General features: G+C 73.1%; 3 protein-coding genes and 1 pseudogene. 1 reads left to right on the top strand and 3 read right to left on the bottom strand.

Annotated elements, in window-relative coordinates; all coding sequences use genetic code 11:
* Positions 1-39 precede the first annotated feature (39 nt).
* The 3 genes from ABEB09_RS30040 to ABEB09_RS30030 all read right to left on the bottom strand — a co-directional run bounded on the left by ABEB09_RS30040 (position 40) and on the right by ABEB09_RS30030 (position 13,086).
* Positions 40-10,338: an amino acid adenylation domain-containing protein gene (locus ABEB09_RS30040; RefSeq protein WP_345693052.1), complete on the bottom strand. Its 10,299-nt coding sequence runs from the start codon at positions 10,336-10,338 to the stop codon at positions 40-42.
* Positions 10,339-10,572: 234 nt separating this feature from the next.
* Entirely contained in the window at positions 10,573-11,613 is a 1,041-nt protein-coding gene (locus tag ABEB09_RS30035; protein ID WP_345693051.1) for an iron-siderophore ABC transporter substrate-binding protein, read from the bottom strand.
* Positions 11,614-11,730: 117 nt separating this feature from the next.
* On the bottom strand, positions 11,731-13,086 hold the full coding sequence (locus ABEB09_RS30030; protein ID WP_345693050.1) for a lysine N(6)-hydroxylase/L-ornithine N(5)-oxygenase family protein: 1,356 nt from the start codon (positions 13,084-13,086) through the stop codon (positions 11,731-11,733).
* A gap of 247 nt (positions 13,087-13,333) precedes the next feature.
* On the opposite strand from ABEB09_RS30030, the pseudogene ABEB09_RS30025 reads away from it, so the two are divergent.
* Positions 13,334-14,279 (top strand): annotated as a pseudogene (locus ABEB09_RS30025) (methionyl-tRNA formyltransferase).
* Positions 14,280-14,295: the final 16 nt, after the last annotated feature.

Genomic DNA, 14,295 nt, shown 5'->3' with positions numbered 1-14,295 from the left:
CGGGCTCGCCGAACGGGTCGGCGACGAACCGCTCGGCCGTCAGGCCCGCCGGTCGTGGTAGCCGCGGGCCAGGCCGGTGCCGGCGATGTACAGCTCGCCGGGGCAGCCGGGCGGGACGGGCCGCAGCATCGTGTCGAGGACGTAGGCGCGGGTGTTGCGGATGGGCATGCCGACCGTGGGGGTCGCGCTGTCGGTCGTGGACCCGCCGAGCGTGTTGATCGTGTACTCGGTCGGTCCGTACAGGTTGTAGCCGTACGTGCCCTGGGTGCGGCGCAGCTTCGTCCACACGGTGTCGGACACGGCCTCGCCGCCGAGCAGGACCAGCGCGGGCCGGTGCTTGCCGGCTGCCTCGTCGTGGTCGAGCAGGCCCTCCTCGATGAGCAGCTGGGCGTAGGTGGGCGTCACGTTGACGACGTCGACGTGGTGGCGGTCGCAGTAGGCGACCAGGGCCTCGGCGTCACGGCGCAGCTCCTCGTCGCAGACGTGGACCTCGTGGCCCTCGACGAGCCAGAGCAGCTCCTCCCAGGACATGTCGAAGGCGAAGGACACGGTGTGCGCGATGCGCAGGCGCCGTCCGCCGGCCGAGGCGATGGCCGGGTCGAAGATCTCCTTCTGGTGGTTGAGCTGCATGTTCGTCAGGCCCCGGTAGGGGGTGACGACGCCCTTGGGGCGGCCGGTCGAGCCGGAGGTGTAGATGACGTACGCCGGGTGCTCCAGCCGGCCGGGCACGCCGTGGGCGAACAGCGGGCGCTCGGCGTCCGCGATGTCGCCGCCCGGCAGGGCCGCCAGCTCGGCGGCCACGGCCTCGTCGTCGAGGAGCAGTTCGGGCGCGACCGGTCCGGTCCCGCCGTGCAGGGTCGGGGCGACGGCCGTGGTGGACACCAGGCACAGGGGGCCGGTGTCCTCGACCATGAGCCGCAGCCGGTCGGCGGGGTGGTCGAGGTCGAGCGGCAGGTAGGCGGCGCCGGTGCGCAGGACCGCGAACAGGGCGGCCACCATGTCGATGGAGCGGGGCAGGGCCAGCGCGACGACCTTCTCGGGGCCGGCGCCGCGGGCGAGCAGCAGCCGGGCGATCCGGTTGATGTGCGCGTCCAGCTCGGCGTAGGTGAGGGCGCGTTCGCCGAAGACCAGCGCCACCGCGTCGGGGGTGCGGGCGACCTGGGCGGTCAGCATGTCGGCGATGGTCTCGTCGGGCACGGGCTCGCGGCTGCCGGCCCAGTCGGCCGTCAGGCCGTCCCGCTCGCCGGGCAGCAGCAGGTCCAGGGCGCCGACGGGCGTGGTGAGGTCGCCGATGAGGCGTTCCACGAGGGTGCCGAAGCGGTCCAGGGTGGCCCCGGCGCGCTCGTCGTCGACGAGGTCGGGCCGGTACTCCAGCTTGACCTGCACGGTCTCGGCCGGGTTGACGATGAGCGTCATCGGATAGTGGGTGGCGTCCACGCTGCCCACACCGGTGATGCCGTGCCGGTCGGTGAGGCGCTTGAACGCACCCTCGTCGGCGAAGTTCTGCAGGACGTACAGCGTGTCGAACAGGGTCGCGTGGCCGCCGGCCCGCTGGAGTTCGGCGAGGCCCAGGTACTCGTGGTCCATCAGCGTGACCCGCTCGGCCTGGACGCGGCGCAGCAGGTCGCCGACCGGCTCGGCCGGGTCGAGGGTGATCCGCTGGGGCACCGTGTTGAGGAACATGCCGATGGTCGTGTCGACGCCGGGCACGTCCGCCGGGCGCCCGGCGACGGTCGCGCCGAACACGACGTCGTCGCGGCCGACCGTGGAGGACAGGACGAGCGCCCAGGCGGCGGAGAGCACCGCGTTGATGGTCAGCCCGTGCTCGCGGGCCGAGGAGCGGAGCCGCTCGCTCAGCGCGCGGCCGAGGCTCAGGGTGCGGCGGCGCGGGATGGTCGGCTCGTCGCCGCGCTCGCGGGCGACGAGGGTGGGCTCGTCCAGGCCGTTGAGGGCGCGCCGCCAGGTCTCGCGGGCCGCGTCGAAGTCCTGGCCGGCGAGCCAGCTCAGGTAGTCCCGGTAGGTGCCGGGGGCGGTGAGGGCGCTGTCGTCGCCGGCCGCCGCGTACAGCGCCAGCAGCTCGTCGAGGAAGAGGGACTGCGACCAGCCGTCCCAGGCGACCAGGTGGTGGCTGAGCATGAGCCGGTCGGTGGTGTCGGTGAGCCGGATCAGGGTGAGCCGGAACAGCGGGGGCGCGGCCAGGTCGAACCGCTGCCGCCGGTCGGTGTCGGATATCTCCGCGAGGCGGTGCTGCCGCTCGGCCCCGGTCAGGCCGGTGAGGTCGATCTCGGTGAGCGGTACGGGCAGTTCGCCGGCCGGGCAGACGAACTGGACGGGCTCGGGCAGGCCGTCGCTGGTGATGCCGGCGCAGAGGCTGGGGTGGCGGCGCAGCAGGGTGGCGCAGGCGGCGCGGAGCCGGTCGGCGTCGAGCCGGTGGTCGAAGTCGAAGGTGTCCTGCGCGGTGTAGACGTCGAGGGCCGAGGTGTCGTAGCTGGCGTGGAAGTAGATGCCTTCCTGGAGCGGCGACAGCGGCCAGATGTCCGCCACCGGCGCGGGGCTGACCCGCTCGACCAGGTCGATGTCGGCCTGGGTGAGGGCGACCAGCGGCACGTCCGACGGGGTGAGCGACGGGGCGGCGCCGGGGGTGCCGGTGCGGGCGACCAGCTCGCGCAGGGCGTCGGCCCAGGCGCGGCCGAGGGCCTCGACGTCGGCGGCGGTCAGGGCGCCGCCGTCCGGCCAGGTCCAGGTGGCGCGCAGCTCGGGGCCCTGCGGGGTCTCGGCGCAGACGGCGTTGACCTGGAGCGGGTAGGGCATGGCGAGGTCGGCGTCGGGCTCGACGCGCAGCGCGTCGGTCTCGACGGCGGGCGCCCAGTCGCGGGTCTGGTCGGCGGGGAGCCGGCCGAAGTAGTTGAACAGCACCTGGGCGGTGGACAGCTGCGCGAACACGGGGGCGAGCTGCGGGTTGAGGTAGCGCAGCATGCCGTATCCGGCACCGGAGTCGGGGGCGGACCGCACGGACTCCTTGACCTGCTTCAGCGCGTCGAGCGGGTCGCCGGCGGCGGGCAGGCGCACGGGGTGGAGGCTGGTGAACCAGCCGACGGTGCGCGACAGATCGGCGTCGGTGCCGTCGCGGCCGTGCCGCTCCAGGTCGACGAGCAGGTCGGCGTCGCCGGCGGTCGCGCCGCGCCAGGTGGACACGGCGGTGCGCAGGGCGGCGAGCAGGACCTCGGTGACGTCGGCTCCGGCCGCCGCGGGCACGGCGGTGAGCAGGGCCTTGGTCTCCTCCGCGGGCAGGGTCACGAGGTGCTCGCGGGCCGCACCCGAGGTGCCGGTGCGGGTGGCGCCGGGCAGCAGCTCGGCGCCGGGGGCCAGGGTCTTGGCCCAGTACGGCAGTTCGGCCTGGCGCTGCGGCGAGGTGGCCTGCTCGGCGACCTCGCGGGCGAAGCGGCGCAGGGAGGTGGGCACCGGCTCCAGCGCGGGCCGCTCGTCGCGTACGACGGCGTCCCAGGCTGCGGCCAGGTCGCCGAGGAGGACGCGCCAGGACACGCCGTCGACCACCAGGTGGTGGACGACCAGCAGCAGGCGTCCGGGCCGTCCGGTGCCGGCGTCGAACCACACGGCCTGCACCATCACCCCGCTGTCGGGGGCGAGGCGGCCGGCGGCGGCGTCGGACTCCTCGCCGATGACGGCGCGCAGGGCGTCCTCGTCGAGGTCCCGCACGTCGACGCGGCGCAGCAGCCCGGCCGCGTCCACCGAGCCGGGCTCCGCGGTCATGGCGGACCAGAGGGCGGGGATGGCGGGGCCGAGGTCCATGCGGGTCAGGGTGAGCCGCAGGGCGTCGTGGTGGTCGAGGACCGCCTGGAGGACCCGGGCCAGCCGGTCGGCGTCGGCTCCGGCGGGGGCCTGGAGCAGCATCGACAGGTTGAAGCGGTCGATGCCGCCGCCGTCCTCGCGGAGCTGGTGGACGATCGGCAGGAGCGTCACGTCGCCCACGCCGTCGGAGTCGGCGGCCGCCGAGGGCGCCGCTGCGGCCGCGCCGGTGACGGTGGCGGCCAGTGCGGCGGGGGTCCGGTGCTCGAAGACGTCACGGGGGCTGACGGGCAGTCCGGCCTTGCGGGCCCGGCTGGAGACCGCCATCGACAGGATGCTGTCGCCGCCGAGGACGAAGAAGTCCTCGTCCGCGTCGACCGCGTCGATGCCCAGGACCTCGGCGAAGATCGCGCACAGCTGGTCCTCGTGGCCCTCGCGCGCGGTGCGGCCCTGCCGCCTGCGGACCTCGGGTGCGGGGAGCGCCTTGTGGTCCACCTTGCCTCCGGGCGTGAGGGGAAGGGCCTCCAGCCGTACGAAGTGGCTGGGCACCATGGGGGCGGGCACCGTGCCGCTCAGCGCGTCGCGTACGGCCTCCACGTCCAGGGCGGTCCCGGTGGCCGGCACCAGGTAGGCCACCAGCTGCTTGGCTCCGCGCTCGTCGTCGCGTGCCACGACGGCGACGTCGCCGACGGCCGGCAGGTCGCGCAGCCGCGCTTCGATTTCCCCGAGCTCCACCCGGTTACCCCTGATCTTGACCTGGTGGTCGGTGCGCCCGAGGTAGGTGAGCACACCGTCTCCACTGAACTGAACCATGTCTCCGGTGCGGTACATCCGCTCTCCCGGACCGCCGAACGGATCGGCGACGAAGCGCTCCGCGGTCAGCGCGGCGCGTCCGTGATAGCCGCGGGCCAGCTGTCCGCCCGCGATGTAGAGCTCGCCCGGCTCGCCCTCCGCGACGGGGCGGAGGTGGCGGTCGAGGACGTAGAGGCGGGTGTTCCACACGGGGCACCCGATGGGCACCGTGCCGCTCTCCTCCGACGTGCTGCCCGCCTCCCAGCTGGTGACCTGGATGACCGCCTCGGTGGGGCCGTACACGTTGTACAGCGGCACACCGGTGCGCTCGCGCCAGCGCCTGGCCAGCGGCACGGGCAGGGCCTCGCCGCCGCTGAAGGCGCGGCGCACGGTGGTCCACCACTCCCCCGCCTCGTCCTCGGCGAGCAGGGCGCCGTAGAGGGAGGGCACGAGGTCGACGGCCGTGACGCGCTCGCGGCGGATCAGGTCGATGAGGTACGCGGGGTCCCGGTGCCCGTCCGGGCGGGCGATCACGACGGTGCCGCCGGTGAGCAGCGGGGTGAAGATCTCCAGTACGGACGGGTCGAAGCTGGTCGAGTACTGGTGCAGGACGCGCTCGTCCGGGCCGTACGCGAACCGGTCTGCGGTCCAGGCGAGCTGGGCGACGACGCCCCGGTGCGGGACGACCACGCCCTTGGGGCGGCCGGTGGAGCCGGAGGTGTACATCAGGTACGCCGGGCTGTCCGGGTGGACCGGCACGGCGACGGGCGCGTGCGGCGCCGGGTCCCGCTCCTCGTCGAGCACGACGTGGGTCACGCCGTCGAGTTCGGGGAGCCGGGTCCGGGACGCGGTGGTGACGACGACGGTCCGCGCCCCGGAGTCGGTGAGCATGTACCGTACCCGCTCGGCCGGATAGTCGACGTCGACCGGCAGGTAGGCCGCGCCGGACTTGAGCACGCCGAGCAGGGCGGCCAGGGTCTCGGCGGAGCGGGGCACGGCGACGGCGACGACGGATCCGGGCGTCACGCCGTGCGCGACGAGCCGGTGGGCCAGCGCTTCGGCGCGGGCGTCCAGTTCGGCGTACGTCGTGTGCCCGGCCTCGTGGACCAGTGCGGTGGCGTCCGGGGTGCGGCGGACCTGGCGGGCGAAGGCCGCGTGCACGGTGTCGTCCGGCAGGCCCCGGGTCTCGCCGGCCAGTCGGCCGAGGGTGGTGCGCCGCTCGTCGTCGGTGAGCGTGGCGAGCCGGGCGACCGGGCGGAGCGGGTCCGTGACGATCTGGTCGAGGAGGGCCAGCAGGCGGTCGGCGAACCGGCGCGCCGCTGCGGTGTCGAGGCGGGCCGGGTCGTGGTCGAGGCGCAGCTGGAGCCGTGCGCCGGGCAGCACGGTGAGGGCCAGCGGGTAGTGCACGGCGTCGCGGACGTGCGAGCCGGTGACGCGGACCTGTCCGGTCGGGTCGGCGGGCTCCCCGGCGTCGGGAAGGTTCTCGACGACGACGAGCGCTTCGAACAGGTCGCCGCGTCCCACGGTCCGCTGGATCTCCGCGAGCCCCACGTGCTGGTGGTCGAGGAGGTCCGCCTGCTCGTCCTGGAAGCGGGCCAGGACGTCGACGAGCGACTGCTCGGGCTGCCACCGCAGCCGCGCCGGCAGGGTGTTGATGAGCAGGCCGACCAGGCTCTCGACGCCCTCGACGGGGGCCTGGCGGCCGGAGACCGTGGTGCCGAAGACCACGTCGCGGGAGCCGGTGACATCGCCCAGGAGGAGTCCGAAGCCGCCCTGGACGACGCTCCCGAGGGTCAGCCCGAGCTGCCGGGTGCGGGCGGCGAGCGCCGCCGTGCCGGCCTCGGACAGTTCGACGGTGACCGTGCCGGTGCCGTGCGCGGCGGTGTCCGTGCCCCGTACGGGGAGGCGTGCGGGGCCGTCGAAGCCGGCGAGCACGTCGCTCCAGGCGCCCAGCGCGGCGTCCCGGTCACGCGCGGCCAGCCAGGCCGCGTACGCCCGGTACGCCGGGTCGGCCTCCGGCCGCGGCGCGGCGGCGCCCGGCCGGTAGCCGTCCAGCAGCTGCCGCATGAGGAGCGACACGGACCAGCCGTCCACGACGATGTGGTGCAGCGTCAGCACGAGCTGCGACCGGTCGGCGCCGTAGCGGATCAGCGCGGCCCGCAGGAGCGGCGGGGTGGCCAGGTCGAAGCCGGCGGCCCGCTCCCGCTCCTTGACGTCGTCGGCCGCGGCGTCCTGGCGTGCGGCGTCCAGCCCGGACAGGTCGGCGTGGTGCCAGGGCAGTTCGGCCCGCTCGCTGATGAGCTGGACGATCCTGCCGTCGGCGAGCTGGTGGAAGGCGGCGCGCAGCAGCGGGTGGCGGTCCAGGAGGCGCTGGACGGCGGCGCGCAGCGCCTCGGCGTCGACGTCACCGGCGAGTTCGACGGTGTCCTGTACGGCGTAGCCGTCGGCACCGCCCTCGTCGACGGAGGCGTGGAAGTAGAAGCCCTCCTGGAGCGGTGTGGCGGGCAGGACGTCGACGAGGCCGGGGACCGCGGCGGCGCAGTCGGCCCGGTCGGCGTCGCCGAGCGCGACCAGCGAGAACGGGGCGGGCAGGTCCCGCGGCCCGGCCGTCGTGCCGGCGGCCTGCGGGTCTCCCGCGAGGCGGGCGAGCGCGGCGACCGTGCGGTGGCGGAAGACGTCGCGCGGGGTGATCCCGAGCCCGGCCTCGCGGGCGCGGTTGACGAGCTGGATGGCGACGATGCTGTCGCCGCCCAGTTCGAAGAAGCTGTCGTGGACGCCCACCGACGGCAGGCCGAGCACATCGGCGAACAGGTTCGCGAGCGCGGTCTCGGCGGGGGTGGTGGGGGCGTCGTCGCCGGCCATCGCGGTCCACTGGGGGGCGGGCAGGGCGCGCCGGTCGAGCTTCCCGTTGGGGGTGAGCGGCAGCGGGCCGTCCATGCGCACGACGGCGGAGGGGACCATGTAGTCCGGCAGGGCGTCGGCGATGCGCGTCCGCGCCGCCGAGACGGCCGCGTCGGCGTCCTGGCCCGGCTCGGCCACCAGGTAGGCGACGAGGCGCTTGACGTCGCGGTGGTCCTCGCGGACGAGGACGGCGGCCTGGGCGATGCCCGGGCAGGCCATGAAGGCGCTCTCGATCTCGCCGGGCTCGATGCGGTGGCCGCGGATCTTGATCTGGCCGTCGGCGCGGCCGAGGAACTCCAGGTTCCCGTCGGCGGTCCAGCGGACGCGGTCGCCCGTGCGGTACATGCGTGCGCCGGGCTCGCCGGCGTACGGGTCGGCGACGAAGCGTTCCGCGGTCAGCGCCGGCCTGCCGAGGTAGCCGCGGGCCAGGCCCCGCCCGCCGACGTACAGCTCTCCCTCGGTGCCGGCGGGCACCGGGCGCAGGGCGGCGTCGAGGACGTACGCGCGGGTGTTGGGGTCGGGTACGCCGATGGGCGCCGGTCCGGGCCGGCCGGGCTCGGCGAGCCACAGCGTGGAGTTGACGGTGGCCTCGGTGAGTCCGTAGGCGACGACGACCTGGACGCGGCCGGCCCAGCGGGCGATCAGCTCGCTGGGTACGGCCTCGGTGCCGACGATCAGGACGGAGCCGTCGGGCAGTTCGCAGTCCTGCGGCAGCGCCGAGACGAGCGACGGCGGCAGGATCATGTGGGTGGCGCGGTGGCGCGCGATGTAGTCGGTGAGGGCGGGGCCCGCGACACGGCGTTCGGTCGGGACGACGATGATCCGTCCACCGACGCACAGCGACATGATCAGGTCCCAGACCGTCACGTCGAAGCCGACGGAGGCGAATTGCACGACGTGGCTGTCGGGGGTGATGCCGATGCGGTCGGTGGCCGTGGCGATGAGGCTGCCGACGCCGTCGTGGGAGACGACGACGCCCTTGGGGCGGCCGGTGGAGCCGGAGGTGTAGATGACGTAGGCGGCCTGGTCCAGGGCGACGGGCGCCTGCGGGTCGGCGGCGTCGAGGCCGGCCAGTTCGGCGGCGAGGGCGTCGTCGTCCAGCAGCAGGTGCGCGACGCCGGGCGCGTCCGGCAGCTCGGCGGACAGGGCGCGGGTCGTCACGACGGTGCGGGCGCCCGCGTCGGCCAGCATGTAGGCGATGCGGTCCTGCGGGTGGTCGGCGTCCAGCGGGAGGTACGCGGCGCCGGCCTTCATCACGGCGAGCAGCGCGACGACGAGTTCCGGGGAGCGGGGCAGCGCGACACCGACGACGTCCTCGGCGCCCACGCCGCGGGAGAGCAGGAGCCGTGCGAGGCGGTTGGCGGCGGCGTTGAGTTCCGTGTACGTCAGCTCGCGGTCCTCGCAGACGAGGGCCACGGTGTCGGGGGTGCGCCGCACCTGCTGCTCGAAGGCGGCGGGCCAGGAGAGTTCCGGGACCTCGCGGGGCGAGACGCCCAGTTCTCCGATGAGGTGCGCCCGTTCGGCGTCGGTGGTGAGCTCCAGGTGGGCCACCGGGCGGTTCAGGTCCTCGGTGAGGGTGTCCAGGAGCAGCAGGAAGCGGCGCTGGTGCTCGTCCAGGGTGTCCTGGTCGCAGACGTCGGCGTTCGCGTCGAAGTGGATGCGCAGGCCCTGGCCGTCCCGGGTGTACGCCATGGTGATGGCCAGGTCGCTGACGGGCCCGAGCCACTGGGGCAGGAGGTCGGCCTCCAGGTCGCCGAAGCGCAGGTGGTCGGTGCCGGGCAGGATGTTGACCGTGGGGCCCACGAGTTCCTGCACGCCGTCGACCAGTCCGAGGTCCCTGGCGAGGTCCTCGGCGCGGTAGCGGCTGTGCGCGACGGTCGCGTCGACGGCCTCCTCGACGGCGGTGAGCAGCCGGCGGCCGGTCATGCCGGGGCTGACGTCGAGGCGGAGCGGCAGGATGTTGGAGAGCATGCCGGGGACGTGCCGGGTCCGCGGGTCCTGCCGGGTGGTGACCGGCAGGCCGAGGACGATGTCCTGGCGTCCCGTCGCGCGGTGCAGGTAGGCGGCGACGGCGGCCACCAGGAGGCGGGAGGGCCTGGTGCCGGCGTCCACGGCCGTCGAGCGGAGGGCGGCGAGGTGGGACGGGGCGAGCACCGTCGTGCGGCGCAGCCGCCGCGTCATCGGGGCCGCGGAGCGCGGGACGAGGCGCACGGGCTCGGGGCGGTCGCCCATCCGGGCGTGCCAGTGGGCCCGGTCCTCCTCGTGCCGCGGCGAGCCCCGGTAGGCGAGGTCCGCGTCGACCAGGGCGGCCAGGGACCAGTCGGGGGCGGTGGCCGGCTCCGTACCGCTGTAGAGGTCGCCGGCGCGCCGGCTGATCTGCGCGATGCCGGTGCCGTCGATGACGATGTGGTGGTAGCGCTGGTACCACAGGACGCGGTCGTCACCCAGGACGAGCAGCTTCTGGGCGAAGAGGGGACCGTTGGCGAGATCGGCGGGCCTGTCGCGGTCCGCCTCCATGAGGGCCTCCGCGGTCGCGCGCGGGTCGGTCTCACCCGTCAGGTCGATGACCGGGACGTCGACCGGGTAGCGGGTGGGCAGCTGGCGCGGCACACCGTTGCCGGCGAGAACGCGGACGTGCAGCGACTCGGCCTCCTCGGTGGCCCGCCGGACGGCGGACGCCAGCCGGTCCAGGTCGGCCGCGCCAGTCAGTTCAAGGACGAACGAGACGTTGTAGGCCGAGCCGTCCGGCTCGATCTGCTGGGCAAGCCAGATTCCGGATTGCCCGCCGGTGACGGGTGTCCCGGCGGTGGGAGTCCGGTCCGACTCGGCGTCAAACATCGTTCGTGTGGCCTTTCCCTGGTGTTGCGTCGGTGTGGGGCGGTCGCCCGGCGTCGGCTGTGAGCGGCGGCCGGGTCGCGTCGATGGCGTACGGGACCGACGGCACGGTGTCGGAGGAGAGCGCGGTGGGGCGTGGTGCAGGCGCGCCCGCCCGGTGGGGGACGGCCACCGGACGGGCGCGGTTGTGCGGGGGCGTCGGGCCGGTGCCGGACCGGCCCGGCGCGGCCGGGGGCCTTACTTGATGGCCTCGAGCCTCGGGACGATCTGGTCGATGGCGTAGGGGATCGACAGGACGGTGTTGAAGGAGAGCGCCGCGCCGATGTCCGGGCTGTCGTACGGGAGGAACAGGTCGCGCTTCTCCTGGTGGACCTTGGTCTTCTTGTACAGCGGGTCGGCCTTCATGAGCTTCTCCGTGTCGGGGGTGCCGAGCCACACGGTGCGGTCGGCCTCCATCACGTCGAGGCGCTCGACGCTGAGGTCGGCGACGTTCTCCTTGCCGAGGGCGTCCCGGTACTTCTGGCTGGTGGTGAAGCCCATCTCGCTCAGGAAGATGACCTTCGGGTCCTTCGGCGAGAACGCGGAGAACTTGCCCGGCTCGTAGGGCTCGCCGACGGTGACGGTCTTGCCCTTCCACTCGGGGTGCTTGTCGCGGACGGCCTTGAAGCGGGCGCCGATGTCGGCGATCAGCTTCTCGGTCTCGGCGGTCCTGCCGAGGGACTTGCCGATCTGGCGGGTCATGTCCTGCCAGGGGGCCTGGTAGTCCTCGTGTCCCTTGGGCTGGGCGACGACCTTGGTGAACTTGGAGAGCGTGTCGTACTGCTCCTTCTTCATGCCCGAGTACTGGGCGATGACGAGGTCCGGCTTCAGCGCGGCGATCTTCTCGATGTTGTACTCGTCGCGCTCACCGACGATCTGCGGCTTCTCCGAGCCCCACTTGTCCTTGGCCCACGGCCACTTGCCGTACGGCTGCTCCTTGAACCAGTCCACGGCACCGACCGGCTTGACGCCCAGCGCGAGCACCGCGTCCTGGTCCGACAGGCCGAGCGTGACGACCCGCTGCGGCGCCTGGTCGATCGTCGTGCTGCCGTACTTGTGCTCGACGGTGACGGGGAAGGAGGCGGTCTTGGCGGCGCCGGCCTCGCCGGACGGCTTCGACTCGGTCTTCTTGTCGCCGCCCCCACAGGCGGTCAGAGCGAGCGCGGCGACGGCGGCGACGGCCACGCGAGGGACGTTTCTGACGAGCCGCGACAGCGCGGGGCGTGTACCAGTGGACACGGGGGTTCCTTTCACGGGGGTTTCACGGTGCGTGCCCGGCCCGCCGTGTATGACGGCGCTACCGGCGGGGCGGGCGTGTGGGGGGCGGGGCCAAGAGGTCGCTGACGTCGGGTGGGGTCAGCGGGCGGCGCTGCCGATGCCGTCGGCGACCGGCCGGGCCTCGTCGCCGGCCTCCTTGAGGGCACGGTCGAGGATCGAGTCCAGGATCTCGCCGACGCGGATGGCGGTGTTGGACAGCAGCGAGGACGTGATGCCGTGGGTGTGCTCGGTGCCGCCCTGGAGGTAGATGCCGCAGCGCACTTCCGGGTCGGTCGCGATGCGGTAGTCCCGCTCGACGCGGACGCGTCCCTGCTCGTCGCGCCGGCAGTGCCGGGCGACGTCGCCGAGGAGGCCGATCGGGTCGGCCTGGCTGTAGCCGGTGGCGTACACGACGACGTCGGCGTCGAGCGTCGACTCCTCGCCGGTGACGAGGGACTTCACGGTGGCGCGGACGGAGTCGCCGGTCTCCTCGACGCCGGTGAGGCGGGAGACGTTGATGAAGCGGAGGCGCTCGTTTCCGAGGACCTTCTCCTGGTACGCCTGCCGGTACAGGTCGTCGATCAGGTCGATGTCCACCACGGAGTAGTTGGTGTTGCCGTGGTAGTCCATCAGCTTGCGCTTGATGTCCTCGGGGGCCGTGTAGTACTCGTCGACCGCGGCGGGGTCGAAGATGCGGTTGGCGAAGCTGCTGTCGTCCGCGGGGCTGTAGCCGTAGCGGGAGAACACCGCGCAGACCTCGGCCTGCGGGAAGCGGCGGTGCAGGTAGGCGACGTTCTCGGCGGCGCTCTGGCCGGCGCCGACGACGACGAAGCGGCGGGGGTCGGCGCCCTCCAGGCCGTCGACCTTCGCGAGCAGTTCGGAGTTGTGCCAGACGCGGTCGCCGCGCTCCACGCCCTCGGGCATGAGGGGCCGCAGGCCCGTGCCGACGACGAGGTTGCGGGCCCGGTGGACGACCAGCTCCGTGCCGGAGCGGGCGGTGACCTCCAGGTACTCGATCACGCCGTCCCGGACGACCGGGTCGACGGCGACGACCTCGTGCCCGTAGGACACCATGTCGTCGACCTTCGCCGCGGCCCACTCGAAGTAGTCGTGGAACTCGACCCGCAGCGGGAAGAGGTTCTTGTGGTTGACGAAGTCGATGAGCCGGTCCTTGCTCTGCAGGTAGCAGAGGAAGCTGTACTCGCTCGCCGGGTTCCGCAGCGTCACCAGGTCCTTCATGAAGGACACCTGCATGGTCGCGTCGTCGATGAGCATGCCGCGGTGCCAGCCGAAGCTGGGCTGGCGCTCGAAGAAGTGAGCGGTGACCGCGTCCTGCCTGTCGACGCGGGCGTTGTGCTCGCTGAGCGCTATCGCCATGGCCACGTTGGACGGCCCGAAGCCGATACCTATGAGGTCGTGGACCAGAGGGGCGTCGCCAGGAAGAACCTGAGACATGTCACTCCCATCGTGCGGGACAGCGCCTGTGAGGCGAGGTGAGAAACAAGACGTCGGGCACGCCGGATCCGGCGGCCGAGCGGAACTTAGGTAAAGCTAACCTGATCTGGCCACCCTGTCGACATGGGCAAATCGGACAAATAACTGATCAAGCCGCCAAACACCTTGGAAATCATGACGTGTTGCACCGTTAGGTAAGGCTTGCTTTACTTGGCGCCGGTCATTCGCTCTTTCGAGGAGGAACCCCATGCGGGTCGTCATGTTCGGTTATCAGACCTGGGGGCACCGCACCCTGCAAGCGCTCCTGGAATCCGAGCACGACGTGGTGATGGTCGTGACGCACCCCAAGAGCGAGCACGCCTACGAGAAGATCTGGAGCGACTCGGTCGCCGACCTCGCGGAGGAGCACGGCGTCCCCGTCGTCATCCGCAACCGGCCGGACGACGAGGAACTGTTCGAGCGCCTCAAGGAGGCCGACCCGGACATCATCGTGGCCAACAACTGGCGCACCTGGATCCCGCCGCGCATCTACACCCTCCCCCGCCACGGCACGCTGAACGTCCACGACTCGCTGCTGCCCAAGTACGCCGGGTTCTCCCCCATCATCTGGCCCTCATCAACGGCGAGTCCGAGGTCGGCGTGACCGCGCACATGATGGACGAGGTCCTCGACGCGGGCGACATCGTGCTCCAGCAGGCGGTGCCCATCGGGCCGAAGGACACCGCGACCGACCTGTTCCACAAGACCGTCGACCTCATCGCCCCCGTCACGATCGGCGCCCTCGACCTGATCGCCTCGGGCAGACCGAGTTCACCCGGCAGGACCGCTCGCAGGCCAGCTTCTACCACAAGCGGTCCGAAGAGGACATCCGCGTCAACTGGGACTGGCCCGCCGAGGTCCTGGAGCGCCTGGTCCGCGCCCAGTCCGCGCCCTACCCGGCCGCGTTCACCTTCCACAAGGGCAAGCGCCTCGAAATCCTCTCCGCCTTCGTCTCCGAGGGCCGCTACGGCGGCACCCCCGGCCGGATCTTCTACCGCGAGGGCGACGGCGTGGTCATCGTCGCCGGTGCCGACGCCCGCACCGGCCGCAACCACGGCCTGGCCATCACGCGCGTCCGCACCGAGGACGGCCGCGAGATGCCCGCGAGCGAGTACTTCACCTCCATGGGCGGCTACCTCACCAGCCGCCCCTGACGACCAGGACCCCCAT

The sequence above is a fragment of the Streptomyces coeruleoprunus genome (genome assembly GCF_039542925.1).
Classification (GTDB): domain Bacteria; phylum Actinomycetota; class Actinomycetes; order Streptomycetales; family Streptomycetaceae; genus Streptomyces; species Streptomyces coeruleoprunus.
Note: the sequence above shows the minus strand (reverse complement) of the source record. Positions and strands in the feature narration are given on the sequence as shown.